Annotated in this window: 27 protein-coding genes; 12 read left to right on the top strand and 15 right to left on the bottom strand. The window is 64.8% G+C overall.

What is annotated here, in order from left to right:
• Positions 1 to 127 precede the first annotated feature (127 nt).
• Positions 128 to 1,516, top strand: coding sequence for a glutathione-disulfide reductase (gene gor, locus NLM15_RS18015; protein ID WP_254118406.1), 1,389 nt, complete (start codon positions 128 to 130; stop codon positions 1,514 to 1,516).
• Between the two features lie 3 nt (positions 1,517 to 1,519).
• Here gor and NLM15_RS18020 read toward each other — a convergent pair whose 3' ends face one another.
• The 4 genes from NLM15_RS18020 to NLM15_RS18035 form a co-directional block, all read right to left on the bottom strand.
• Complete coding sequence (locus tag NLM15_RS18020; protein WP_254118407.1) at positions 1,520 to 2,659, bottom strand: hypothetical protein; 1,140 nt, start codon at positions 2,657 to 2,659, stop codon at positions 1,520 to 1,522.
• 343 nt (positions 2,660 to 3,002) lie between these two features.
• Positions 3,003 to 3,188, bottom strand: coding sequence for a hypothetical protein (locus tag NLM15_RS18025; RefSeq protein ID WP_254118408.1), 186 nt, complete (start codon positions 3,186 to 3,188; stop codon positions 3,003 to 3,005).
• Between the two features lie 64 nt (positions 3,189 to 3,252).
• Positions 3,253 to 4,497, bottom strand: coding sequence for a carboxylate-amine ligase (locus tag NLM15_RS18030; RefSeq protein ID WP_254118409.1), 1,245 nt, complete (start codon positions 4,495 to 4,497; stop codon positions 3,253 to 3,255).
• 20 nt (positions 4,498 to 4,517) lie between these two features.
• Positions 4,518 to 5,345 (bottom strand): class II glutamine amidotransferase, encoded by an 828-nt coding sequence (locus NLM15_RS18035; protein ID WP_254118410.1) that lies wholly within the window; start codon positions 5,343 to 5,345, stop codon positions 4,518 to 4,520.
• A gap of 202 nt (positions 5,346 to 5,547) precedes the next feature.
• On the opposite strand from NLM15_RS18035, the gene nhaA reads away from it, so the two are divergent.
• Positions 5,548 to 6,783, top strand: coding sequence for a Na+/H+ antiporter NhaA (gene nhaA, locus NLM15_RS18040; RefSeq protein ID WP_254118411.1), 1,236 nt, complete (start codon positions 5,548 to 5,550; stop codon positions 6,781 to 6,783).
• On the opposite strand, the gene NLM15_RS18045 is transcribed toward nhaA, so the two are convergent.
• The 4 genes from NLM15_RS18045 to NLM15_RS18060 all read right to left on the bottom strand — a co-directional run bounded on the left by NLM15_RS18045 (position 6,780) and on the right by NLM15_RS18060 (position 11,385).
• Positions 6,780 to 7,409, bottom strand: coding sequence for an FMN-binding negative transcriptional regulator (locus tag NLM15_RS18045; RefSeq protein WP_254118412.1), 630 nt, complete (start codon positions 7,407 to 7,409; stop codon positions 6,780 to 6,782). The genes nhaA and NLM15_RS18045 overlap by 4 nt on opposite strands.
• Positions 7,410 to 7,483: 74 nt before the next feature.
• On the bottom strand, positions 7,484 to 8,950 hold the full coding sequence (locus NLM15_RS18050) for a PLP-dependent aminotransferase family protein (RefSeq protein WP_254118413.1): 1,467 nt from the start codon (positions 8,948 to 8,950) through the stop codon (positions 7,484 to 7,486).
• 42 nt (positions 8,951 to 8,992) lie between these two features.
• Complete coding sequence (locus NLM15_RS18055; RefSeq protein ID WP_254118414.1) at positions 8,993 to 9,589, bottom strand: redoxin domain-containing protein; 597 nt, start codon at positions 9,587 to 9,589, stop codon at positions 8,993 to 8,995.
• A gap of 47 nt (positions 9,590 to 9,636) precedes the next feature.
• Complete coding sequence (locus NLM15_RS18060; RefSeq protein ID WP_254118415.1) at positions 9,637 to 11,385, bottom strand: MOSC and FAD-binding oxidoreductase domain-containing protein; 1,749 nt, start codon at positions 11,383 to 11,385, stop codon at positions 9,637 to 9,639.
• Positions 11,386 to 11,559: 174 nt separating this feature from the next.
• Between NLM15_RS18060 and NLM15_RS18065 the strand changes: the two genes are divergently transcribed.
• The 5 genes from NLM15_RS18065 (at position 11,560) to NLM15_RS18085 (ending at position 14,391) form a co-directional block, all read left to right on the top strand.
• Positions 11,560 to 11,937, top strand: coding sequence for a nuclear transport factor 2 family protein (locus tag NLM15_RS18065; RefSeq protein ID WP_254118416.1), 378 nt, complete (start codon positions 11,560 to 11,562; stop codon positions 11,935 to 11,937).
• A 362-nt stretch (positions 11,938 to 12,299) separates the two neighbouring features.
• Entirely contained in the window at positions 12,300 to 12,773 is a 474-nt protein-coding gene (locus NLM15_RS18070; RefSeq protein ID WP_254118417.1) for a TerB family tellurite resistance protein, read from the top strand.
• A 2-nt stretch (positions 12,774 to 12,775) separates the two neighbouring features.
• Positions 12,776 to 13,138, top strand: coding sequence for a hypothetical protein (locus NLM15_RS18075; protein WP_254118418.1), 363 nt, complete (start codon positions 12,776 to 12,778; stop codon positions 13,136 to 13,138).
• Complete coding sequence (locus NLM15_RS18080) at positions 13,135 to 13,773, top strand: TerC family protein (RefSeq protein ID WP_254118419.1); 639 nt, start codon at positions 13,135 to 13,137, stop codon at positions 13,771 to 13,773. The genes NLM15_RS18075 and NLM15_RS18080 overlap by 4 nt, the downstream gene beginning before the upstream one ends.
• A 33-nt stretch (positions 13,774 to 13,806) precedes the next feature.
• On the top strand, positions 13,807 to 14,391 hold the full coding sequence (locus NLM15_RS18085; protein ID WP_254118420.1) for a TIGR00645 family protein: 585 nt from the start codon (positions 13,807 to 13,809) through the stop codon (positions 14,389 to 14,391).
• Positions 14,392 to 14,407: 16 nt separating this feature from the next.
• Here NLM15_RS18085 and NLM15_RS18090 read toward each other — a convergent pair whose 3' ends face one another.
• The 3 genes from NLM15_RS18090 to NLM15_RS18100 all read right to left on the bottom strand — a co-directional run bounded on the left by NLM15_RS18090 (position 14,408) and on the right by NLM15_RS18100 (position 17,632).
• Positions 14,408 to 15,376 (bottom strand): helix-turn-helix domain-containing protein, encoded by a 969-nt coding sequence (locus NLM15_RS18090; RefSeq protein ID WP_254118421.1) that lies wholly within the window; start codon positions 15,374 to 15,376, stop codon positions 14,408 to 14,410.
• Between the two features lie 218 nt (positions 15,377 to 15,594).
• Entirely contained in the window at positions 15,595 to 16,155 is a 561-nt protein-coding gene (locus tag NLM15_RS18095; protein WP_254118422.1) for a DUF2478 domain-containing protein, read from the bottom strand.
• A 67-nt stretch (positions 16,156 to 16,222) separates the two neighbouring features.
• Positions 16,223 to 17,632 carry an aldehyde dehydrogenase family protein gene (locus NLM15_RS18100; RefSeq protein WP_254118423.1) on the bottom strand — a complete coding sequence of 470 codons (1,410 nt, stop codon included), beginning with the start codon at positions 17,630 to 17,632 and terminating at the stop codon, positions 16,223 to 16,225.
• A gap of 182 nt (positions 17,633 to 17,814) precedes the next feature.
• On the opposite strand from NLM15_RS18100, the gene NLM15_RS18105 reads away from it, so the two are divergent.
• Entirely contained in the window at positions 17,815 to 18,192 is a 378-nt protein-coding gene (locus tag NLM15_RS18105) for a hypothetical protein (RefSeq protein ID WP_254118424.1), read from the top strand.
• A gap of 16 nt (positions 18,193 to 18,208) precedes the next feature.
• On the opposite strand, the gene NLM15_RS18110 is transcribed toward NLM15_RS18105, so the two are convergent.
• From NLM15_RS18110 to NLM15_RS18120, 3 genes are all read right to left on the bottom strand, one after another.
• Positions 18,209 to 18,655 (bottom strand): hypothetical protein, encoded by a 447-nt coding sequence (locus tag NLM15_RS18110; protein ID WP_254118425.1) that lies wholly within the window; start codon positions 18,653 to 18,655, stop codon positions 18,209 to 18,211.
• A gap of 4 nt (positions 18,656 to 18,659) precedes the next feature.
• Positions 18,660 to 19,034, bottom strand: a complete 375-nt coding sequence (locus NLM15_RS18115; protein ID WP_254118426.1) for a winged helix-turn-helix domain-containing protein — start codon at positions 19,032 to 19,034, stop codon at positions 18,660 to 18,662.
• 161 nt (positions 19,035 to 19,195) lie between these two features.
• Positions 19,196 to 20,278, bottom strand: a complete 1,083-nt coding sequence (locus NLM15_RS18120; protein WP_254118427.1) for a substrate-binding domain-containing protein — start codon at positions 20,276 to 20,278, stop codon at positions 19,196 to 19,198.
• 113 nt (positions 20,279 to 20,391) lie between these two features.
• On the opposite strand from NLM15_RS18120, the gene NLM15_RS18125 reads away from it, so the two are divergent.
• Positions 20,392 to 21,876 (top strand): aldehyde dehydrogenase family protein, encoded by a 1,485-nt coding sequence (locus NLM15_RS18125; protein ID WP_254124284.1) that lies wholly within the window; start codon positions 20,392 to 20,394, stop codon positions 21,874 to 21,876.
• A gap of 186 nt (positions 21,877 to 22,062) precedes the next feature.
• Complete coding sequence (locus tag NLM15_RS18130) at positions 22,063 to 22,326, top strand: hypothetical protein (RefSeq protein WP_254118428.1); 264 nt, start codon at positions 22,063 to 22,065, stop codon at positions 22,324 to 22,326.
• 7 nt (positions 22,327 to 22,333) lie between these two features.
• Here the strand turns inward: NLM15_RS18130 and NLM15_RS18135 are convergent, their stop codons facing one another.
• Positions 22,334 to 23,230 carry an alpha/beta fold hydrolase gene (locus tag NLM15_RS18135; protein WP_254118429.1) on the bottom strand — a complete coding sequence of 299 codons (897 nt, stop codon included), beginning with the start codon at positions 23,228 to 23,230 and terminating at the stop codon, positions 22,334 to 22,336.
• Between the two features lie 182 nt (positions 23,231 to 23,412).
• Between NLM15_RS18135 and NLM15_RS18140 the strand changes: the two genes are divergently transcribed.
• Positions 23,413 to 24,801, top strand: coding sequence for a class II 3-deoxy-7-phosphoheptulonate synthase (locus NLM15_RS18140; protein WP_254118430.1), 1,389 nt, complete (start codon positions 23,413 to 23,415; stop codon positions 24,799 to 24,801).
• 4 nt (positions 24,802 to 24,805) lie between these two features.
• Positions 24,806 to 25,159, top strand: a complete 354-nt coding sequence (locus NLM15_RS18145) for a diacylglycerol kinase (RefSeq protein ID WP_254118431.1) — start codon at positions 24,806 to 24,808, stop codon at positions 25,157 to 25,159.
• The last annotated feature ends 36 nt before the right edge of the window (positions 25,160 to 25,195 follow it).

The raw sequence follows: 25,195 nt of genomic DNA on the forward strand, positions 1-25,195 counted from the left end.
CCTGAAGCGCGGCATCGCGCTTCAGGCTGTTATTTTGAGCATGATCTGTCCGGAAAACCGCTTCACACTTTGCGCTAGCGCGGCCCTTCGGGTCCGGATCATGTTCTGAAAGGGGGCGGAGTGGACAATGGCTGAATTCGACGTCGACCTCTTTGTCATCGGTGGCGGTTCGGGCGGCGTGCGTGCCGCCCGCATCGCGGCCGGGTACGGCGCCCGCGTCATGATCGCGGAAGAGTACCGCATGGGCGGCACCTGCGTGATCCGCGGTTGCGTGCCGAAGAAGCTGTTCGTGATCGGATCGCATTTCCGTCACGAGCTCGAGGACGCCGCCGGCTTCGGCTGGTCCGTTCCGCCCGCCAGCTTCGACTGGCCGACGCTGATCGCCAACAAGGACAAGGAGATCGCCCGGCTGGAGGCGGCCTACACGGCCAATGTCGAGAAGTCGGGCGCTCAGATCGTCAAGAGCCGCGCGGTGATCGAGGACAAGCACACCGTCCGCCTGCTCACAGACGACAAGAAGATCCGCGCCAAGTACATCCTGATCGCGACCGGCGGCGCGCCCAATCACGGCGCCTCGATCCCCGGCATCGAGCACGTCATCTCGTCCAACGAGGCGTTTCACCTGAAGAAGCTGCCGCGGCGGATCGTGATCCAGGGCGGCGGCTACATCGCGCTGGAATTCGCCGGCATCTTCGCCGGGTTCGGCTCCGACGTCACCGTGGTCTATCGCGGCGACAACATCCTGCGGGGCTTCGACGAGGACGTCCGCGCCCATGTCCGCAGCGAGATGGAGAAGCAGGGCATCACCATCCTCACCGGCTGCACGGTGGCCAAGGTCGATCGCCACGGCGAGGAATTCACCACGCATCTGTCGAACGGATCGAGCCTCGCGTCCGACCAGGTGATGTTCGCGATCGGCCGCCACCCGTCCGTCGCCAATCTCGGCCTCGAGAAGGCTGGCGTCGCCATCAATCCGAAGAACGGCGGCATCGCGGTCGACCATTTCTCGAAGAGCTCGGTCGACAGCATCTACGCGATCGGCGACGTCACCCATCGCTTCAACCTGACCCCGGTCGCGATCCGCGAGGGCCATGCCTTCGCGGACACCGTGTTCGGCAAGCGCGAGGTGCAGGTCGATCATTCCTACATTCCGACCGCGGTGTTCTCGCAGCCGGAGGTCGGCACGGTTGGTTTGACGGAAACCGAGGCGCGCGCGCAATTCAGCCACGTCGACATCTACAAGACGACGTTCCGCCCGATCAAGGCGACGATGTCCGGCCGCGACACCCGCGTGCTGATGAAGCTGGTCGTCGACGGCTCGACCGACCGCGTGCTGGGCTGCCACATCGTCGGCGATTGCGCCGCCGAGGTCACCCAGGTGGTCGCGATCGCGGTGAAGATGAAGGCGACCAAGGCGGATTTCGACGCCACCATCGCGCTGCATCCAACCGCAGCCGAAGAGCTCGTGACCATGCGCACGCCAACCGCGCGCCACGTGCGTCAGGCGGCGGAGTAGCGTTTAGCCGTACAGATACCCGACCGGCTTGCCTTCGGTGCGCAGGGGACGGACGTCCTTGTGCGTGATGATCTGGCCGGCGAGGCCGTCGATCTCGTCGCGCTGTGTCGGCGTCCAGCTGCGCAACTCGTTCATGCCCTTCAGCAGGCCGAGCCGGAGCACTTGCGTGTTCTCACCGATGCCGGTGAGGCTGATCGCGTTCTTGCCTGCCGTCACGACGTCACCAGCCGCGAGCTCAAAGGTCTCGCCGGTTGTTTTCTCGAATTCGGCCGTGCCGCGAATGACGCGATAGATCGCGACCTCGCCCTTGGCCAAGCAGGCGGCGTCCGCTGCTGCCGACGTGCTCTTCGGCAGCAGTGACTGGCCGCGCGGGTCGGTTGCGATGATGTGGCCGGTGACGAGATGGCCGCTCGGGATCTCGATGCCGATATCGCGCACGTAAACCGGCATGGCCGATTTGACCGGGCTGTCGGTGAGCGGCTTGTACAGCGCATCCAGCGCCAGCGGATCCTGAAGCCAGAAGCCGGCATCGGCCGGGCGATCATGCAGCGGGTGGCTCCAGGCCACGCGTGGCGTCTCGGCTTCGTTGATCTGGTCCGGGCCGACGATGGTCGGGTTCGGAAAGGTGGTGGGATCGGTGACAAAGGCTTCGAGGAATTTGCCCGAATAGCCCATGGAGATCGGATCGGGCACGACCGTCTGCGGCGTCTTCAGGTTCTCTTCGGTCGACAGGCCCGACCAAGTATAGAACAGCTGGCGGTGGACGATCGCGCTTTGCAGCATCACCGCGCCGGGGCCGACATTGTAGAAGCGTCCGTCGTAGTCGAAAGTGAACGCGCCCGAGGTGACCAGCACGAGCTGGAAGCCGCCGGGCGGCAGATGCAGATGGAAATCGGTGGGGCCGGTGTCGGGCCGATAGATCGGCAGATTGGTCGCGACTTCGTGCAGGAGGAAGGTCTCGTTGTTGGCGTGAAAGCCGTCGTTCGCGCGGTTGTAAAGGGCTTGCGGCCGGTATGTCGCCTCGAACTTCGCATTCTTGTCGCGATCGATCGCGACGAAATCCTGATCATTGAGGCGAAGGGGCGCGCCGTTCGGGCGGGTGAGGCCGGTGAATTTGAGATCGCCCGCAGCATGCACGTTCATGGCATCCTCCGATTCTGAGGCCGGTCATCCCGGAGCCGGGCGCACGCGTCTTGCTGCTCCACTTGGTGAGAGGGCAGGGAATCAGGCCTGATGCTGTCTTGCGAATTCTGGGCCAGTTGGAACACGGCGCCGGCGCATGAGCGCCCGGCTCTCCGCGACGGGAAAATAATCGAGGCTCCGCCTGAGGTTAGATGCGCCGTTTCACCTGCTTGCCTGGCGTCTTCGTGCAGTCGGCAGCTGCGGTGACGAGACGTATCTTGTCTAATTTGGCGGCAAGTCCCGGCGTCGCGGTGCAGCCCGTCGCACCGCCGGGACCGCGGAACGCATCGGGCTTCGCCGAAGTTCAGTCAAACGACCGAAGCGTGGTGCGCTCGGGCTTGCCGGAGGGGCTGTCCGCCCACTTCGCCATGTCCACCGTCCGGGCGTCGATGCTCTCGCACCAGAGGCAGCTAAGCTCTGTCGAACCCTTCCTGGTCAGGATGGGGACCAAGCCATGGCCGCAGCCGGTGCAACAGGTGGTGTTGGTCATGCTTTTCCTCAGCGCATCAGCAAATTTGGGAACGCACTTATCGTTCCCAAAGCTTGTGTGGACGCTATGTCGGTGCAGAAGCACTGCGCCCAATCGGAGCGCTGGTTCCGGATATCGTCGATGTAGCGATCCATCGTGACACGGATGCGATGTCGTTGCCGTTTTCGCGGTAAGCGCGAAGCTGGAATTCGGCGGAGCTGCCGCGCTCCACGATCGTGTGGCAGTGCTCGACCTCGGCGGCGCAATTCAGGGCAGCCGCGTCCTCGGCGACATCGTCGATCACACGGGTGAGCAGCTCCGCGATCGTGACCGGCCCGTCCCGGGAGGCAAAGATGCAATCGGTGCCGTAGCGCTGCGCGCGCCATTTGTTCTCGACCGCAATCGCACGTTCGACGACCGTGACCTGCTTCGACAGATGCGGCCGCTGATAGAGATGCCGTGTCAGGCAGCGATAGAGGGATGCGATCGCAACGGCGTCGTCGACGAAGGTACAGGTGTCGGGCGCACGAAGCTCGAGGGTCGGGTGCTTCATGGACGGCCGCATCGCCCACCAGATATGGCTTTCATCGGGAATCACGCCGGAGCGTTGCAGCGCGCCGACATATTCGTCGTAGTCGTACCTGCTTTCGAACAGTTCGGGCAAGCCGGTGCGCGGCAGCTCGGAATAGGCGGCAAGCCGGTAGCCCTTCAGGCCCGTCTTGTGGGAATTCCAGAACGGGGAGGAGGCCGACAGTGCGATGAACAGCGGCAGATGCGGCAGCATCGCCCGCATCACCTCCACGCGCTTCCCGGGATCGGGCAGCTGGACGTGCACATGCATCCCGCACATCATGTTGCGGTGGCCGATGCTGCGCAGATCCTCGATCATCTCCTCGTAGCGCGGCTTCGGGCTCGGCTGCGACATGCGCCAGACGGCGGTTGGGTGCGTGCCGCAGGCCATGATGACGAAGCCGTATTGCGCGGCGACGTTGGCGACCTCGCGGCGGAGGAACCGTAGTTCTTCCCGCGCGTCATTGACATCGACGTGAACGTTGGTGGCGACCTCGAGCTGGGATTGCAGCATCTCCCGCATAGCTTGGCCGCCGGTGGACCAGTTCACCGACTCGAACAGCGCATTGGGTGTTTCGATGGCGACCTCGAAGCTGCGGCGATCGGCGAGGAAGTATTCCTCCTCTATGCCGAAGGAAAAGTCGGCCGCCTTGCCGCGTCCACCGGCAGAGCGAATGACGAGGTGCTGCTTGTCACCGGAGGAATCGAGACGCAGCAGTTTCAAGACGTCTGAAGCGAATGTCTCTGAGGCAAACGTCATGGGGCCACCCGGCAGTGGTATTACCTGCGGGCAATAATCCGTCTGACGGGGGCGGGTTCCGCCTCGGACCCGGAAATTGCAAGGTCAAAAGGAACAATCTTCACGTTTTCGGACGCTCGCGCGACCAGGGCGTGATTCGGCGGCACTTCCGTCCAGTCCGTTTCCTTGTCGAACGGCTCGGACACGACGACGACCTGGCCGCCGCCGGCCTCGCGATAATAGAGCGTGTTGGCGGCATCGTTGACCGCGACGCGAAACGCATAGAGATCCCTGCCGTTTGCGACCGCGCTGGTGAAGCGCAGGCGCTCACGAAGCTCGCCCTCGTTGACGAGGCCGACGAGCGATTGCAGCACGGCATGCGTTGCTCGAAGCGGATCGCTGTCGAGGCCTGCACCCATCATGGCGAGGAACACGGCCTCCGAATCGGTCGTGCCCAGCCGCGAGGGATAGTAGGCGTCGGGGATCAGCGCCTCGACCTTGCGTCGCAACCGATTCCAGCTACCGACGAAGCCGTTGTGCATGAACATCCACTGGCCGCAGGCGAAGGGATGACAATTCTGCCGCGTCACTGCCGTGCCGGTGGCAGCGCGCACATGGGCGAAGAACAGATGCGAGCGCAGATGGCGGCAGAGGTAGCGCAGGTTCTCGTCCGACCAGGCCGGCCGCGTTTCGCGATAAAGGCCCGGCTCCGGGTGCTCGCCATACCAGCCAAGACCAAAGCCGTCGCCATTCGAACCGGCCGTCGACTGAAGCGAGCGGATGCTCTGCGCGATCAGCGAATGCTCGGGCTCGGTGACATAAGGTTCGAACGAGGTGGTCTCGCCCCGGTATGCGATCCAGCGGCACATGAGGTTCCCGTGCGGCAAAGTGTCATGAGGTCCACCAACAATCCTCGACGCCTCAGAGTTCCAGCCGCTCGGTGGAAGCAGATGCGCGCGGAGCAGGGTTGCCTTCATCCCATCGCGGTGTAGAACCGCGTTCGGGTGCTCGCTGCACAGGGCAGCGTCAGGTCGAGCGATGGTCGGGCCGCCACGCGGAAGGCGTGCGCCCATGAACGATCAGCTGCCCGGCAGGGACCTGTCCAGAACCAAACCTCTCTTCGCGCGGGCGCTCACCACGCTCCAGCAGTTTCTGCATGTCGAGGCCGTCAGCGGTGTCGTGCTGTTGGTCGCCGCGGCCGCCGCCTTGCTGTGGGTCAACTCGCCTTTTGCTCAGTCCTATCATGACCTCTGGAACTTGCCGGTCCCTCTGCGGCTCGGCGAATTCACCTTCGAAAGGTCGCTGCATTTCTGGATCAACGACGCGCTGATGACGGTGTTCTTTCTCGTCGTCGGCTTGGAGATCCGCCGCGAGAGTTACGAGGGCGCACTCAGCAGGTTCGATCAGGCCATTCTGCCCGTGCTGGCGGCGTGCGGCGGCGTGGTCGTTCCTGCGCTGATCTATCTGAGCTTCAACGCCGCGGCGGGGCGCGACCAGGGCTGGGCCATACCGACCGCGACCGACATCGCGTTCGCCGTCGGCGTGCTCGCGCTGCTCGGAAAATCAATTCCCGGCAACATCAGGGTCTTCCTGCTGGCGCTGGCGATCATCGACGACATTATCGCGGTGCTCATCATCGCGCTGTTCTACGCCGGCGGTCTCGATCCCGGCGGCTTTGCCGTTGCAGCCTTCGGCGTTCTCATGGCGCTCGGCTTTCAGCGGTGCGGTTTCGGCTCGGCGTATGCCTATGTCGTGCCGGCGTTCATCGTCTGGGCGGGCTTCCTCATGGCCGGGGTCCATCCGACGCTGGCAGGGGTCGTGCTCGGCCTGATCACCCCGGTGCGATCGGCAAATCCCGAAATCGGGCCGCCCGTCATCCGCGTGGAGACGGCACTGCATCCCTGGGTCGCCTACGGGATCATGCCGATCTTCGCGCTGGCGAATGCGGGTGTCAGCTTCAAAGGCATGGACCTCGCCGGTGGGGCACAATTCGTGACGCTTGGCGTTGCGCTGGCGCTATGTGTCGGGAAGCCGATCGGTGTGATCGGTGCAACGTGGCTCGCGGTGCGCACAGGCTGGTGCCGTCTGGCGCCCGGCGTGACGTGGGACGGCATCTGCCTCATCGGGCTCTTGGCCGGCATCGGCTTCACCATGTCGATCTTCATCGCCATGCTCGCCTTCACCGACGACAGGCTGCTGGATGCAGCCAAGCTCGGCGTGCTGTTCGGTTCGCTGATCTCCGTGACGCTCGGGCTTGGTTGGGGCGCGGAATACGCCCAGCGCCGGCGCAGGGAGATCGGAGATTAGACCGGAAGCGGGATCAGGGGCGCGACCTCGCGGTCCTGCGCATTCTCGCTCGCCGCGAGACCCGCTGCGACGCCGACGCGATCGGCTTCGGGGCGGTTCTGGCTCATCTTGCGCTTGCCCTCGAACCGCACCACGGGAATGCGCACGCCCACGATGCCGCGCAATTGCGCGGCGATGAAGTCTGCGGGAGCGTCCGTGACGGCCCAGGGTTTCGCGCGCGATCCCTCGTGCCTGTTCGTCAGCCGCGTCACGGCGTCGAGCAGGCGCTCCGGATCCTGAAAGAATTCGACGTGGCCGTAGGCATGCACGGCAACGTAATTCCAGGTGGGCACGACCTTTTCCGTCTCTTGCTTGGTCGCGTACCAGGACGGCGTCACATAGGCGTCGGGACCGTTGAAGATCGCCAGCGCGTCGCCGATCGGCGGCAGTTTCCATTGCGGGTTGGCCTTCGCGACATGTCCGTACAATACGCCGTGCTCGCCTTCGCTTTGGTCGAGGAAGAGCGGCAGGGGCGTCGCGACCGGACCTTCGGCGGTGGCCGTTACCAGGCTGGCGAGGCGGGCACTGCGGATGGTCGTCCGGATGCTCTCGATGTCGTCGTCTTTGAAGGCGGGCGGGATGTACATGGCTTATCTCCAGCGTCAGTGCGGAGATAACGCGAATCTGGACTTCTACAAACGGCCAGTTATTGCCTATTTGATCAGTCCAGTTTGTCGACGGCCTGCGCGAGAAGCCTGCAGCCGTTTTCGATCTGCACGACCTCCAGCGCGGAATAGCCCATGACGAGGCCGACTGTCCTCCGCGTTCGGCGAGATCCGGCGAGCAGCGCGGAGACGGGATAGATGCCGACGCCCCTCGCGCGGGCCGCCTCGATCAAGGCGTCCTCACGCTTCTGCGGCAGGTGATCGAACCAGGCCACCACATGCAGGCCGGCGGCCGTGCCCTCGATCCGGACGCGATCTCCGAACCGGCGGCGAAGCGCGTCGAGCAGCGCCTGCTGGCGCTCGGCGTTGCGCCGGCGCACGCGCCTGACGTGGCTGTCATAGGCGCCGCTCTCCAGCATCGCGGCGAGGGCATGCTGTTCGATCAGCGGCGTGTGCCGGTCCATGATCTGCTTGGCGGCGGCGAACAGGGATCGCAGCGCGGCGGGCACGACCAGGTAGCCGATCCGCAAGGTCGGCGAGAGCGTCTTGGAGACGGTGCCGAGATAGATCACGTTGTCGCTGCCTTCCAGCGCATGCAGTGGCGGGATCGGCTTGGTGTCGTAGCGATACTCGCTGTCGTAATCGTCCTCGATCACATAGGCGTCGTTCTTCCGCGCCCAGGCGAGCAATTGGTGCCGGCGGCCGATGGGCATGACGCCGCCGAGCGGATATTGATGCGACGGCGTGACATAGGCGAGGCGGGCTTCGACGCCGTCGAGCCGTGCCGTCTCCAGCCCGTCCGCGTCCACCGGGATCGGCACCGTTTCGGCGCCCGTCACCGCAAAGGTATGCCGCGCCATCTGGTAGCCGGGATCTTCCATGACGAAGCGGTCGCCGGCCTCGAGCAGGAGGCGCGCGCAGATGTCGAGACCTTGCTGCGAGCCGTTCACGACGACGATCTGGTCGACCTCGCACCGGACGCTCCTCGATCGCCACAGATAGCCCTGAAGCGCGGTCCGCAGCCGCAGCGCGCCGCAGGGATCGTCATAGGCCAGCCGCTCGGGCTTGCGCGCCATCGCGGCCGTCACGGCCTTCTTCCATGCCAGCACCGGGAAGTCCGACGGGGCGAGCTCGCCGTAGCGGAAATTCGCGACGAGCCCGCGCGGCGGTTCGGTCCAGCGCGGCGGGTCCGACCGCAGCCGCTCGCCGAAGGCCGACAGCCGCACCTTGCGCGCCGACGGCCGCAATGCGACGCGCGCGCGTCCGCGCTCGACGACGGCGCGGGCAACGCGCGGCCGCGCGCCGTGGCGTGGCTCGATAAAACCTTCGGCGGCGAGCTGTTCATAGGCGACGGTCACGGTCGAGCGCGCCACGCCCATCTCGCCGGCAAGCGCTCGCGACGACGGCAGCAAGCCGTCGATCCCGTACACCCGCGCCAAAATCTGATCCCTCAGGGCTTCGTAGATCTGGCGCGCGCCCAGGCGGCCAGCGCGGGGGGCGGGATTGGTCTGCATCTGGATCATCCACATTCCTGGGCCGGCGCTCGTCCGAACCGGAATGTGTTTCTAATCCTGCCCGCCGAGAGTTTCGACGTACGCCTTGCCGTAGGGGTAAAAATATTCCTTGCGGCCCTGGTCCCAGAATGCCTTGAAGCCGGGCGCGGTGATGTCCCAATCCGGCCGGCACTTCATGCTGACCGCGCGGAGGTCGTGGCGAAGCTCTTCGACGGTCGGGCGCCCGAAGAACCAGTAGCCATTGTAGATCTTATAGACGACGAGCCGGGGCTCCAGCACGATGACGTGGGGGATCATCGGATTGTGGACGGGATCGGTGTATTCGGCGATGTCGAGATCCTTCTGAACGACGCGGCGTGAATCGGACAGGAAGGGCCAGTGCGCCCCGACGCCGCTGCGGTATTCGCTGGTTTGGGTGATGTTGTCGGTGGTGATCGTGACCATCCGGCAATAGCCGACCTCCATCTCGCGGTGGAGTTGCAGCAAGCCTTCGGCCTGGCGGCGGTCCTTCGGACAGAATCCGCCGCGGCCGAGAACGAGCACCATCGGATCGCCTGCCTGCAGCTCGGAGAGCTTGCGGTGCTTGCCGGTGTGGTCGCTGAGCTCGTAATCCGGGAAGGTTACTCCCGGCATGATGTCAGGTCGCATTGAACTCTCCCATGTCTGAATGCCGAGTCTGGTGTGAGTGTCTGATCTCACAGATCGATCACGATGTCGCCTTGCGGCCGCGAGCAGCAGATCAGCACATTGCCGTCCGCCGGTGCGTCGAGCGGATCCGGCGCATAGCTGACTGCGCCTGATACCAGCCCGCTCTCGCAGTTGTGGCACACCCCCGTCCGGCACGACCAGCGCACGGGAACGTCGCACGCTTCGGCCAGTTCGAGCAGGCTGCCGTATGATGGACCCCAGCAGACGTTGAGGCCGCTGCGGGCGAATGACACCATCGGGCCGGGGCCGGGGGCTCCGACCGGCAAGTGCGCCCGCTTCTGCGGGGAGGAGGCTATGCCGGGTGTCAGGGATGGTGCGGCGCCGAACAGCTCGGTGTGGATGCGATCCGGCGCGACGCCGAGTGCGGCAAGGCCGCGCGTGAGATCGCTCATGAAGCCGGCCGGCCCGCACAGGTAGAAATCGCCGTCGCCCGGCACATTCAGACTCTGGAGCAGGCGCGCGTCCAGACGCCCGATTGTATCGAAATCCACCTCGGGACGATCACCGGGATCGGGCGCGCTGTAGCAGACATGGCTGTGATGGTGAGCCAGCCCGGCCAACAGGCCGCGCACCTCAGCGGCGAACGCATGTTCGCGGCCATTGCGGGTGCCGTGCAGCCACCAGACCTCTTGCGTCGATTGCCCCGCAGTGAGCGCGTAGAGCATCGCGAGCACCGGCGTCACGCCGATCCCCGCGCTCAGCAACACGACGGGCCGCGCACCTTGCCGCAGCACAAAGCTCCCGCGCGGTGCGCCGATCTGAACGATGTCGCCCCCCAGGAGATTGTCGGCAACATAGTTGCTCGCCGCGCCGTGCGCTTCCCGCTTGATGCTGATGCGCCATGACGCGGCATCGGAGAAGCTCGACAGCGAATAGCTGCGCGTCATCGCGGGCTTGTCGGAAGATCCGAGCCGCACGGCGACGAACTGACCGGGCAGGGCGGCGGGCACCGGATGTCCGTCCGCGGGTTCGAGGATCAGCGAGGTCACGCTGCTGCTTTCGGCGATCTTGCGCGAGACGCGAAACGGCCGGAAGCCGCGCCAGGCCGGAGCCGGGCTCGACGCCGGGCCGAGCCCGGCGTTTCCCTGTGCCGTACTCTGCTCGAGCAGCGCTTCGAAGGAGTGACGCCAGCCGTGGCTCAGTGCGGGAATCCGCAGGGCGCGCTCCAGCCCATCGCGCGGGTGAGGCGGCAAGTAGAGCAGCGCATTGATCTCGAAGATGCTCATGCGCTCGGGCCCGCTGGCGATCTGCGTGATCTCATCGCCGGCCTCGACGTCGCCTTCCTCGATCACACGAAAATAGAAGCCGGGCCGGCCGTGCCTGACGAGCAGCGCGGCCATGTCCGGCTCCTCCATGCGGATGCCGAGCCGGTAGCAGGTGACGCGCGGCTGAGTCACCTCGAACAGGGCCGAGCCGATCTTGTAACGGTCTCCGATGCAGACCTCCGTGTCGGCGAGGCCCTCGACGGTGAAATTCTCGCCGAATTGACCGTGGACGAGGGTCGATCGCCGGAGATGCTCCTGCCAGTACCGATAGGAATCCTCCTGGTAGACGAACACGGCGCGCTGCTCGCCGCCGTGACCCGCGGTATCGCCTTGGCCGTCGCCGTCAATATTGAGCCGGCGCACCTTGCGCGGACCATTGACGGGAGCCTTCCAGATGCCGGTATGAACGGTCCTGCCTTGCCAGGCGATGTCGCGCGGCAGGCCGACATTGACGGACAGCAAACGTGCCATGGGCGTTCCCCAGCATGACCGCGCGACCCGGCGAATTCCGGATCGGTGCACTGCAATCTGCATCCAGGCCGGACATTTGGCGCGTTAGTCGTTGTTAGACGTTGCGAGACGGCCTTGCCGCTGGTGGTTCGTGCTCCAATCTGAACAGCAGAAACCGCAAGACGGGAGATCGCGATGGATGATCAGGTGAAGCTGGCGGCACTCCAGCGCCATTGGCAGGCTTCGGACGCGAATGATTTCGAGGCCGAGCATGATATCTATCGCGAGGACGCAGTGCTCGACTATCCGCAGTCCGGCGAGCGCATTCATGGCCGCAGGAAGATTCAGGAGAGCCGTTTCGTGCAGCCCAACAAGAAGCGCTTCACCGTCCGGCGCATTGTCGGCGGCGGCGATCTCTGGGTGAGCGAGTTCGTGCTGACCTATGACGATGTGCCGTCCTACGTGGTCAGCATCATGGAATTCCGCGAAGGGCTGGTGGCGCACGAGACGCAGTATTTCGGCGAGAGGTTCGATCCGGCGCCGTCGCGTGCGCATCTGGTAGAGCGGGCGTAGCCCGCATGAGCGAAGCGACATGCGGGGCCAATGTCCCGGATATCGCTGCGCTCATCCGGGCTGCGAATCCCACAGCGCGTCACGCTTGCTTAACCAAACCGGGTGACTTGGAACCGATGCGGCGGCTGGTCGCAGTCTTGTTGGCTTGATTCCGGCGGACCCATCTTTATTTCTGGGATGAACAAGAATCCGGGCCCCTCTGGCGAGGATGCCGACGAAGTCGGCGAACCTCGCGATGTCGGATGACCTGTCCCGCGCGAATGCGATGGATCGGCCGATCGTCGGGCCTTCTTGAGTTCCCTCCGACCCAATCGTCCCCATCGCAGCTCCGCGCGGTCATTTCGCGAGATAAGGGAGCAACGATGTCTGACGCCGCCACTTCAAACCCCATCGAAATCGAGATCACCGAACCGTCCAGCCTGAACGAGCAGGCCGCGGTGGCGTTGGTCATTGCCGGCGCGCTCGTCGCCGTGGCCGACCGGCGGGTTTCGCCGGTCGAGCGCGACGAGGTGATCCGCTTCATCAGGGATCGCGGACTGGCGCCGCACATGAATGACGACCGGCTGTTTGCGATATTCGACGAGCTGGCGGAACGGCTCGAGGAGCCCGACTTTGCCAATGTGGTGATCGACACGCTGCGTCCGGTCTCGGACCTGCCGCTCTCGGCCCATTTGATGGAACTGTCGGAGCGCGTCGCGGCTGCGGACGAGGACGTGCATCCGCATGAAGTGCAGGCGATCAAGCTATTGCGCCTGCTGACGCTGGTGCTGCCCCGCGCCAAGCCGGTCGCGCCGGGCAGCGCAGGTGCTGAACAGCGGGCCGCCGCACAGGAGTGAGCATGAGTGCAACATCGGACGAGCGTACGGTAGGAAACGGGGGCACCACCGGCCAGATGGCCGGTGGCGACCCGCGTCTCGACAAGCTCGTCCGCCGCCTGCCGCCGCGCATGGGCGACACCGTCACCTATCTGCTCAAACCGTCCAGCCGCTGGGTGAGGATCCCCTCCGGCGCGCTGCTCGTGGTGGGCGGCGTGCTGTCCTTCCTGCCGGTGCTGGGCGTCTGGATGCTGCCGCTCGGCCTCGCCCTACTTGCAGAAGACGTGCCCGCACTGCGCTCCCAGCGTTCCAAGGTCCTGGACTGGGTCGAGCGAAAAAAGCCGCAATGGCTCGATCCCTCCGCAGCCAAAAATGATCAATCATGACTGAATTCATCACCGCCGACGCGCTGTCCGCGCTGCTCCAGGTCATCCTGATCGACCTCGTGCTCGCCGGCGACAACGCCGTCGTCATCGGCCTTGCCGCCGCCGGCCTGCCGGCCGAGCAGCGCCGCCGCGCCATCATCGTCGGCATCGTCGCCGCCACTGCGCTGCGCATCGTCTTTGCCGGCGTTGCGACCCAGCTCTTGCAGGTGATCGGCCTGCTGCTCGCCGGCGGCGTGCTGCTGCTGTGGGTCTGCTGGAAGATGTGGCGCGAGCTGCGTGAGCAGTCGGCGCATTCCAGCCAGCTCGCGTTCAGCCATGGCAACGGCGCAAATGCCGCTCCGGTACCGCAGAAAACCTTCCGGCAGGCGGCGCTGCAGATCGTCGCCGCCGACGTCTCGATGTCGCTCGACAACGTGCTCGCGGTCGCGGGTGCCGCGCGCGAGCATCCCTACATCCTCGCGTTCGGACTGTTGCTGTCGGTCGCGATGATGGGCGTCGCCGCCGACCTGCTCGGCCGGGTGTTGCAGAAGCAGCGCTGGATCGCGTATGTCGGTCTCGCCATCATCGTTTACGTCGCCTTCGAGATGATCTATCGGGGCTCGCTCGAGCTCGCGCCTGTCATTGCGAGTCTCTGAGGCGACAATTCCGTCCGCAATCCGGAGTGACCAATGACGCCCGAACCCAAAGCACCTTCGGTGCACGCCGCGCCGCGATGGCAGATCGGCCCGTTCGCCCAGCTCATCTTCGGCTCGCGCTGGCTGCAAGTGCCGCTGTATGTCGGCCTGATCATCGCGCAGGGCGTTTATGTGCTGCTGTTCCTGAAGGAGCTCTGGCACCTGGTCGTGCACTCGTTCGACGCCAGCGAGCAGCAGATCATGCTGGTCGTGCTAGGGCTGATCGACGTCGTCATGATCTCGAACCTGCTGGTGATGGTGATCGTCGGCGGCTACGAGACCTTCGTCTCCCGCCTGAACCTGAGCGGCCATCCGGACGAGCCGGAGTGGCTCAGCCACGTCAATGCCAGCGTGCTCAAGATCAAGCTGGCGATGGCGATCATCGGCATCTCCTCGATCTCGCTGCTCCGGACCTTCATCGAGGCCGGCAATCTCGGCACGACGCGCAGCAATTTCACCGAGAGCGGCGTGATGTGGCAGGTGCTGATCCACCTGACCTTCATCATCTCCGCCATCGGCATCGCCTGGGTCGACCGCCTCAGCGAGAGCGGCCACCGCAAGCAGGCCGGTCACGGTTGAAGGCGAGGCCGTCCTCTCAGGCGCCGATGGCCGGATGAAACGGGCGCCGTCCGTGCGCCAATGTCTCAAATGGCGTTTCGCCGAAGGCCAGTTTGTAGCTCTTCGAGAAATCGCCCATGTGCCAGAAGCCGTTGCCGAGCGCGGCGGCCTTCACGGTCAATCCATCGCCGCCGGTCATCAGCTGGACGCGAACGGACCACAACCGCTTGAGGCGCAGATAGCGGTGCAGGCTCACGCCGTGCACTGCGTGCGTCGCGACCTGGAGCGTGCGCACGGACACGCCGAGCGCGGCGGCGAGGTCGTCACTGTAGAGTGGCTTGAAGCCGAACAGCGCGACGACCTCGTCGAGATGCGCGACCAGCTTGCGGTGCCTGTCGTATGAACCGGGGCGGACGGCGCGGGCGCCTGCCGGCAGCAGGGTGGCATCGAGGCCGGCGAGCAGGGTTTCCTGGATCGGGCGGTGAAGGGCCTCGAACTCCCCGGGCTCGTTGCAGGCCGAGGCCAGCGAGAACATCTCCAGGATGGCCGCGCGCAGGCGCGTCATCGGATCGTCCTGCGCGCGCACATAAGCAAGGCTGGTATCGAAGTCCGCCCAGCCGCGATGGCGCATGTCCGAGTTGAAGCGCAGCATCAGATAGGTGTTGGGACGATCCTCGATGGCCTCGACCGCAGCCTTGCCGCGCATGACTGCGATCGTCGAACTATCGACCTCGCGGCCATTGGCGATGGAGTGAAAGGTGAGGGGAACAACGAGGCCGACGCCGTTGTCGGTGCCGATCTCGGCCTCATACCGCCGTGCAAAGGAGCGCTGGAGCACGAAGAGCCCGTCCCGGTGAGGGAGGATGGCACGAGACAGCGAGAATTCCCGCGGACGCAGCGGCGTGCTGGTGCCGAGACCGAGCACCTCGTTGGCGCGAAACTCGCTGAAGTCCGAGAAGCGTTCGACGCCGAGGACTCGCGATGGTTTTAGCCGACGGACCGGCATTTCGGGATCCCAGGACATGTCGGGGGGAGCGGGTTGAACCCGCAGAAAGTATCAGACGGCCGAGCATCGATCCTATTCCGGGAAAGTACTGCCCGCGCGTCAGCTATTCGTGGAGAGATCGCGCATGTGCGCAGGGCAGGCATGTCCGTGCGCTGCGTTCATGCATCAGGTCGATTGCACCCACCCGGCCGCAGACTGCGGCGTTGACCGACCGCGGCCTATTTGAGGATTTCGCACACCGTAGGATGTGATGTCAGATCAGGCTGCGCGTTGCTTGTGGAGATGTTGTTCCACCACGCCTCCAGCGCGTCGCGCTCACAGCCGAGCCTGACGCTCATGCCGCCGACGAATGTGATCCAGTCGGCGAAACGGTCGCTCGAAACCGCGATCACGACGGGAATGTCGGCGCTCAGTGCACGCTCGATCAGATAGCCCAGGCCCTTGCCGTCGCGCTCGCGCTTGCCGAAGCGGTTGATGACGACGAGATCGGCGCCGTGCGAGAGCGCGTCCGCGACGCGCTCGCCGGCATTTTGCAGCCGTGCGAGATCGAGCCGGCAGCCTTGCGCGGCCGGGTCGAAATCCTGCGCCAGCAACAGTTTCTCTCCGCTGTGGAGCAGCACCGCCGACAGGCTGGAATCCGCGCATTGGCCCGCCTGCACCAGGCCGACCACGCGAACGCCGCGCGCATTCAGATCCGCCGCGAAGTTGCGCAGGACCGCATCTGGATCCTGATGCGGTTCGTAGACGAGGGCGGCGAGGTCGCATTGCGCATCGTACATGGTCCGCCTCCGTTGCTCTGCAATTAAAAGGGGCCGCGGCGGTTTCGCCGCGGCCCCGGCTCTCGGATCAGGCCGCCGGCGGGCCGTTGATGATCTGGAGCTGGGTGAATTCGGCGAGGCCCTCCTCGGCGAATTCGGTGCCGATGCCCGACTGCTTGGCGCCGCCGAACGGGATGTGCGGGGCCATGTCGAGGTGCTTGTTGATCCAGACCGTGCCGGACTCGAGCTGCGTCGCGACTTCGTGCGCACGTTTGATGTCGGACGACCACACCGAAGCGCCGAGGCCGTAGGTGGTGGCATTGGCGCGGCGGATCACGTCATCCTTGTCGGAATATTTGATCAGCGGCAGCACCGGGCCGAACTGCTCCTCGTCGACCAGCTTCGAGCCCTCCTGGATGTCGCGCACGATGGTCGGCTCAATGAAATAGCCGGGGCGGTCCATCGCCGCGCCGCCGGCGACCACCTTGCCGTTCTTGTGCGCGTCCTCGAGGAACGCCTTCACTTTCTCGTACTGCATCTTGTTTTGAAGCGGTCCGAGCTTGGTGCCCTGCTTGGAGCCGTCGTCGACGACCGTGTTCTTGGCGATCGCGACCAGCTCGTTGCAGAGCTCGTCATAGACGGACTCGTGCACATAGAGCCGCTTGATGGCGAGGCAGACCTGGCCGGAATTCTGGAACGCGCCCTCGAAGATGCCGGGCGCGACCTTTTTCGGATCGACGTCGTCGAGCACGATGCCGGCATCGTTGCCGCCGAGCTCCAGCGTGATGCGCTTGAGTGTCTGCGCCGCGCTCGCCATCACCTTCTGCCCCGTGGCCGTGGAGCCGGTGAACGAGATCTTGCGGATGTCGGGGTGCTTGGTCATCTCGCCGCCGAGATCGTTGGCGTCGGTGATGAAGTTGAGCACGCCTTTCGGCACGACATCCTTGATCAGCTCGGCAAAGCGCAACGTCGCGAGCGGCGTGGTCGGGGCGGGCTTGACCACCAGCGTGTTGCCGGCGAGCAGCGCGGAGGGAAGCTTGAAGGCGAGGATCAGGAGCGGGTAGTTCCAGGGGATGATGGCACCGACGACGCCGAGCGGGCGGCGATAGGCCTCGACCTTGCGGTCGCCGGAATTCTCGATCACCTTCATCGGCAATTCGAGCGAGCCGAGATAGCGGAAGAAGCCGGCCATGCCGAGCACTTCGCCGGTCGCGTCCGCCAGCGGCTTGCCTTGCTCGGAGGTGAGCAGACGCGCGAGCTCGCCCGAATTGGCCTCGATCACGTCGGCCATCTTGATCACGACCTTGCGGCGGTCCTCCATCGGTGTCGCGGCCCAGGCCGGAAAGGCGGCCTTCGCCGCGGCGACGGCCGTGTCGAGCTGCGATTTCGAGGCGCGCGGGCATTGCGCCACCACCTCTTCGGTCGCGGGGTTGAGAACCGGCATGGTCAGGTCGCCGGGCACCATCTTGCCGTCGATCAGAAGATTGAAGTCACTCATAGGCTTTGCGCTCCCTTGCAGAAACGGGCCATTCGGGCCTCGTTATATCGAACTATATATCACGATGCCGCCGAACCGGCCATGGCAGCCGGTTCGATCAATTCCAGAAAAGCAGGGCTGGACGAAGGTGGACATATCGATATATCGTGATGGATATAGCGAACTGCGTTCCGGGACTGGCAATGGAAATCAAGGTGAGGCAGCTCACGACCTGCGAGGTAGCGGCCGACGGCGGTGCGATCTCGCTGGGCTTCGAGGATGTGGCGGGCAATCCCGCCGCGGTCAGCGTCTCGCTCAACCAGGTCGGCGCGCTGATCATGACGCTGCCCGGGTTGCTCGAGGCGGCGCTGAAGGCCCGCTACGGCGACCAGAGCCTGCGCTACGCCTATCCGCTGGCGTCCTGGGCGATCGAGCAGTCGACCGACACGACCCAGCGCATCATCACGCTCCAGACCGAGGACGGCTTCAAGGTGCGCTTCTCGATCCCCAAGGCGGAGCAGGGCCTGCTGGGCGAAGCGCTGACCCAGCCGATCCCGGAGATGTCGGTGCGACCGAATTAGCGGTGTGTACTCGGCCTCAGTCGGTCTTCGAGCCTTCGATTTCGCTCAGGTAAGCGGCCCATTGGAATTCGAAGGCCTCAAGGTCCAGCTTCGAAGCGTCATCAATTCCATTTTCATAAGCGAAATCAGACCACCGCACACCGCGCTCAGTTCGTGAAACGAGTGCAGTGATGGCGCCGCAGGCGAAGTCACCACATTCCGGGCAAACAAACAGAGCCACGCGATGCCCGCCGATAGGGGCATCCGAAGTCAGCTTGGCAGCCGTTCTTCCATTAATCCGCCCAGCCAATTCAGGTTCGAATTGTGAGTTCGAAAGAGAGCCGCACATATCGTAGTTGGAAGCTTCGGTCTGTTCGAAGAGCGATACTCCATTGACGATGAAATCGAATGAATGCCGCTCCAGTTTCGGAGGATTGGTTTCACCGATCCGGTGAAGGGCCGCAAGCTTGAGCTGATCCATCATCCGTTCACGATTTCCGCGAACGGGCGATGTCGCTTCTGAGCGCTTCCAGCTCCTTGTGCACCGCGCGCGCGGCGTCGCGCTCGATCTTGCGGTAGCGCGCGACAAGCTTTTCGCCGAAGGGCGTCAGCATCGCGCCGCCGCCGTTCTTGCCGCCGGCCTGCGGCTCGACCGCGGCATGTCCGCAGATGCGGTTGATCTCGTCGACGAGGTCCCAGGCGCGCTTGTAGGACATATCCATGGCGCGGCCGGCCGCCGAGATCGAACCGTGCTCGCGGATCTGCTCCAACAGCTCGATTTTGCCGGGTCCGATCCGGTCCTCGCCGTCGAGGTCGATGCGAAGGCTCAATTGGGGAAGCGATTTGGCGCTCGCGCGCGACATGATGAGGTCTCTTGGCAGTCTCTTGGCAGTTCTTGGCCTGTTCGCCCGCGAGATTGCCACTCTTGCCCGCGACGGACAAGGCGAAGACGCCGGATATCCAGCATGCGTCTTTCGCTTCGGCGTGCTTCCGCCGGCTCAGATATGGTTGACGATCAGCGGCATCATCGCACGGCGTGCATCTCCAGAAACGCCTTCACGCCGGTCACCGCGCCCGTATCCGACGGCACGTAGCCCGGCAGGGTGGCGACGGCGGCGCGGAAATCGGCGCTGCGCATGATCTCGAGGATGCGCTGCATCGGTCCGGTATCAAGGAAGGCGCGCTTGCAGACGAAGAAGTAGTCCTCGGTGAGGAGGCGGATGAAATCGAGGCCGAAATGCCGGGCCGCCGCTTCGACGCCGAAGCTCGCATCCGCCATGCCGCTGGCGACATAGGCCGCGACGGCGGCATGGGTGAACTCGATCTGCTGCGCGCCGTTGATCCTGCTCTCGTCAATGCCGCTTGCGGCGAGCAACTGGTCGAACAAGAGTCGCGTGCCGGAATCATGGTCGCGGTTGACGAAGCGGACTTTTGGGCCGGTGAGGTCGTTGAGCGCGGCAATGCGCAGCGGATTGCCGCGCGCGACCATCAGGCCCATCTCGCGCGTGACGAAGCTGATGATGCGGTCCTCGCGCGGATCGAGCCATTCGCGCGCCGCCTTGATGCCTTGCGCGCGCAACGCGCCGTGCGGCAGATGCAGGCCGGAGAGGTCGCAGGCGCCCTGCGCCAGCGCGACCAGCGAATGCTGGTTGCTGACATAGCGCAGGTCGACGCCGATGCCGGGCTCGCGGTCGAGGAATTCGCGCAGCTTTGCGACCGCAAAGCCGTGGCTGGCATGGACGCGGATCACGGACGGGCGCTGCTCCAGGAACGGCTTGATCTCGCTGGCGAGCTCCTGCGCCAGGTTTTCGAGCTGCGGCCCGAGCCGCGCCTGCATGCGCTCGCCGGCCCACACCAGCCGCTCGCCGAACGGCGTGAGCTTTGAGCCCTTGCCGCGCTGGGTCTCGACCAGCGGCGTGCCGAAGAACTCCGACCACTGCTCGATCAGATTCCAGACGTGCCGGTAGGAGAGGTGCGCATCGCTGGCGGCACTCGTGATCTTTCCGGTCTTTCTGATCTCGTTGAGCACGCCCAGCATGATGACGGCGGTGCGCGGGCTGCCCTCCCGACGAAACCGCCAGACGGCCTCGATCTCGATTTGAAGCATTGGGCTTCCTTATGAACTAGACTTCATATGTGGGGCGTCCATTGGCAAATCATATCATATTTACTCCAGCCAATAGGCGCCTAGTCTGGTATACCAGAAACGGAGGAAATATGATGTCTGTTGCATATGACTTTGCGCATTCGCCCGCCAGCGAGTTCATGGCCCGGCCGCAGCATCTCTTGATCGACGGCCGCCGCGTCCCCGCCAGCTCCGGCCGTACCTTCAAATCCCTCAACCCCGCCACCGGGCAGGTTATCGCCGTCGTCGCCGAAGGCGGCGAGGCCGATGTCGAGCTCGCCGTGGCCGCCGCGCGCCGGGCCTTCGAAGGTCCGTGGCGCACGATGCGCGCCTCCGAGCGCGGCCAGATCCTGCTGCGCTGGGCGGAGCTGCTCAAGCAGCATGCCGATGAGATCGCCGAGATCGAATCGATCGATGCGGGCAAGCCGATCTCCGCGACGATGCGCCAGGATTTTCCGGCCGCCGTCGATACGCTGATCTACTATGCGGGCTGGGCCGACAAGATCAGTGGCGACGTCGTGCCCGTGCGCGACGATGCCCTGACCTATACAATGCGCGAGCCGGTCGGCGTGGTCGCGGCGATCGTGCCGTGGAATTTCCCGCTGATGATCGGCATGTGGAAGCTCGCACCGGCGCTGGCCTGCGGCTGCACCGTCGTGATGAAGCCGGCCGAGCTGACCTCGCTGTCGGCGCTGCGCATCGCCGAGCTCGCGCTCGAGGCGGGCCTGCCGAAGGGCGTGTTCAATGTCGTCACCGGTCCGGGCCGCGTCGTCGGCGACGCGCTGGTCAATCATCCCGACGTCGACAAGGTCACCTTCACCGGTTCGCCCGGCGTGGGTCGTGGAATCATGAAGGGTGCGGCCGGCAACTTCAAGCGCGTCTCGCTCGAACTCGGCGGCAAGTCGGCCAACGTCATTTTCGACGATGCCGATCTCGAAGCAGCAAGCAAGGCTGCGGCTTCCGGAATCTTCTTCAATGCCGGCCAGGTCTGCTCGGCCGGCTCTCGCGTGCTGGTGCAGGAGAAGGTCTATGACGAGGTCGTCGAGCGGATCGCGGCGCGGGCAAAATCGCTCAAGATCGGCGATCCGCTCGATCGCAAGACGGCGCTCGGCCCCGTCATCTCCGAGAAGCAGATGAAGTCGATCCTCGACTATGTCGACATCGGCCGGAAGGAGGGCGCGACCCTCGTCACCGGCGGCGAGCGCGTCGGCGACCGCGGCTACTTCATCAGCCCGACCGTGTTTGCGAATGTAGCCCACGAGATGCGGATCTCGCAGGAGGAGATTTTTGGGCCCGTCGTCAGCGTCATCAAGTTCAAGGACGAGGCCGACGCGCTCAGGATCGCCAATGGCACCGCCTACAGCCTCGCCGCCGGCGTCTGGAGCCGCGACATCGGAAAACTCCAGCGCTTCGCCAAGCGGGCGCGCGCCGGCACGGTCTGGATGAACACCTATGGCTACACCGACGTGCGGCTGCCCTGGGGCGGCGAGCGCGACTCCGGCCTCGGCCGCGAGCACGGCACTGCCGCGATCGACAATTTCACCGAGCCCAAGGCCGTGTGGATGAACCTGGCCGTCTGATAACCCTCCCGATCGGCCAAGCCTGGAGCCCGCCTGATCCGATCAGGCGGGCTCTCTTTTCAAAATCGATAAAATTGTCTGCAATCCGCTCAGCGGCGGCAAACCCTGCGGAGAAGAAGGCTGCCGCCTTAAACCTGGGCTTTGGAACCAATCCGCATCCTGCCTGCAAAAGGGTGGGGCTTCAGCATGTCAGTTTTCAGGGAGATCGTTGCGTCGGTGGCGGGAGTCTACGCGCTCCTGTTCGTCTGCGACGCATTGTTCGGCGTCGGTGAGGGGCGCTTCGACGACGCCTATTACCGCGCCAGCTTCTACGCGCCGCGGCCGAAGGAATTCCGCTTCGCCGGCGATACGCCGCCGGCCGTTCGCGTCAGCGACGCCTTTGCGCAGTTCTCGGCGAGCGAGACGAAGATGAACAAGCGTTACTCGTCGCTGACCACGATCATCCGCTAATGCGGGCTCACTCGCCCTGAATCCATTCCGCGACGCCGCGCCAGAGCGTGTCGCGGTGCTCGGGGCGGAAGAAGCCGAAATGGCCGATGGCCTTGGCGCCGACCTCGGACGGTTTGACCGTCAGCACCTCCGGCTTGATCGCTGTGAATCCGCCCGTGAGCAGCTCGACGGCGGGGCGGGTCGCCCAGGGATCGTCGGAGAAGCACAGTGCGCGCAGCTCACCCCTGAACTTCGCAAAATTCTCCAGCGCCGGCAGTTTTGAATCGAAGAGATAGCGCGGGCTCGAGACCCAGTCGGCCCATTGCAGGAAGACGCCCTTGGGCAGGTCCTCGCCGATGCCGGCCCAGCCCGGCGCGTAGCCGAGCGCGTGGACGAGCGGCACCCCGACGAAATTCATAAAGGCGAAGACGCGGTATTTTTCCGGCGACGTCATCAGCCGCCATGTTGCGGCCTGCGAGGCCACGAAGGCGGCGCGCGAAATTTCACTGTTGTTGGCGATCAGCCCGAGCGCCTGGCCGCCGAAGGAGTGGCCGACATAGGCGAGCGGCAAGGTGTTGTACCGCTCGCGCATCCAGCGCACCGCCGCAGTGACGTCTTGCGCGGCCCAGTCCGACATCGAGGCCTTGAACCCGACCAGCGATTTCGGCTGGTTGTAGCCGACCATCGCCGGCTGCCGGGAGTCGCCGATGCCGCGATAGTCGTAGGTCATGACCGCGCAGCCGCGATGGGCGAGATAGGAGGCAAAGCCGCGATAGATTTTTCGCGGGACGGCGGTGGCGGAGTTGATCAGAACGGCGTGGCGCTTGGCGCCGCGCGGCAGGAACAGGGTGCCGGTCAGCGCATACCCGTCGGTCGCCGGGAAGCTGATCTCGTCGATGAAAACGTCGTCCAGTGCGGCGTCCATGGGGGGAGGGTGTTCTGCCCGTTTCTTCTGTGGTTCCTAGCAAATGCGAATTCGGCTTTCCCCGCAAGGGTTTGCAGTGCGGAATGGATTTACAACTGGCGGTCGGGGATGAGCCTGTGTATAAGGCGGCCCTCGCAACCCCCAGATCAGGTTGCACTTTTTTGCTTCACGGAGAGATTGCGATGTCCGAGCGGTGGACGCCCGAGTCCTGGCGCAGCAAGCCGGTGCTACAGGTGCCCGATTATCCCGACGCCAAGGCTTTGGCCGACGTCGAGGCGCAGCTTGCGACCTTTCCGCCGCTGGTGTTCGCGGGCGAGGCGCGCAATCTGAAGAAGTCGCTGGCCCGCGTCGCGGCCGGCGAGGCCTTCCTGCTCCAGGGCGGCGACTGCGCCGAGAGCTTTGCCGAGCACGGCGCCAACAACATCCGCGATTTCTTCCGCGTGCTGCTCCAGATGGCGGTGGTGCTGACCTATGCCGGCGCCGTCCCGGTGGTGAAAGTCGGGCGCATTGCCGGCCAGTTCGCAAAGCCGCGGTCGTCGCCGACCGAGAAGATGAACGGCGTCGAGCTGCCGAGCTATCGCGGCGACATCGTCAACGACATCGCCTTCACCAAGGAAGCGCGCGTGCCGGACCCGCAGCGCCAGCTGATGGCCTATCGCCAGTCGGCTGCGACGCTGAACCTGCTCCGCGCCTTCGCCACCGGTGGCTACGCCAATCTCGGTAGCGTGCACGAGTGGATGCTCGGCTTCCTCAAGGACTCGCCGCAGTCCCGCCGCTACAAGGAGCTGGCTGACCGCATCTCGGACGCGCTCAACTTCATGCGCGCCTGCGGCCTCGATCTCGAGGCCCATCCGGAGCTGCGCGCCACCGATTTCTACACCAGCCATGAGGCACTGCTGCTCGGCTACGAGCAGGCCATGACCCGCGTCGATTCCACGACGGGCGACTGGTACGCGACCTCAGGCCACATGATCTGGATCGGCGACCGCACCCGCCAGCTCGACCACGGCCATGTCGAATATTTCCGCGGCATCAAGAACCCGATCGGCCTGAAGTGCGGTCCCTCGCTCAAGCCCGACGAGCTGTTGAAGCTGATCGACGTGCTCAACCCCGACAACGAGCCGGGCCGGCTGACGCTGATCAACCGCTTCGGCTCCGACAAGGTCGCCGACCATCTGCCGGGACTGATCCGCGCCGTGAAGCGCGAGGGCAGGGCGGTGGTCTGGTCGTGCGATCCCATGCACGGCAACACCATCACCTCCACGTCCGGCTACAAGACGCGCCCGTTCGACCGCGTCCTGTCGGAAGTGAAGTCGTTCTTCACGATCCACGCGGCGGAAGGCACCCACGCCGGTGGCGTGCATCTCGAGATGACCGGCCAGGACGTCACCGAGTGCATCGGCGGCGCCCGCGCGATCACGGACGAGGATCTCAACGACCGCTACCACACGGTGTGCGATCCCCGCCTCAATGCCGAGCAATCGATCGACATGGCTTTCCTGATCGCGGAGCTCCTCAAGCAGGAGCGCGCCGGCAAGGCAACGCCGATGCCGGTCGCAGCGGGGCTCTAGGATCTTGCTGCGCATCTGGAAGGCCACGATCAATTCCCGTAACGGTCTGGCCTTTGCATTCCGTTCGGAGCAGGCCGTCCGCGAGGAGATTTTTGCGCTCCTGCTGTCGCTGCCGCTCGCCTGGTTCATCGGCGCGACCGCGATGCGGGCGGTCGAGCTGGTCTGCTCGGTTGCGTTCGTGCTGACGGTCGAGCTGCTCAACACGGCGATCGAGAAGCTCGCGGACCGGCTGACCATGGATCACGACAAGCAGATCGGGCGGGTCAAGGACATGGGCTCGGCCGCGGTCGGCGTTGCGCTCTTGATGGCCGGTGCGTTCTGGATCATCGCCATCATCGAGCGATTGGGGTTCCTCTGAAGCGCTGATCGCGCTTTGGGTTGTTGCCAGAGAATG

It is taken from the genome of Bradyrhizobium sp. CCGB20 (assembly GCF_024199855.1).
Lineage (GTDB): Bacteria > Pseudomonadota > Alphaproteobacteria > Rhizobiales > Xanthobacteraceae > Bradyrhizobium.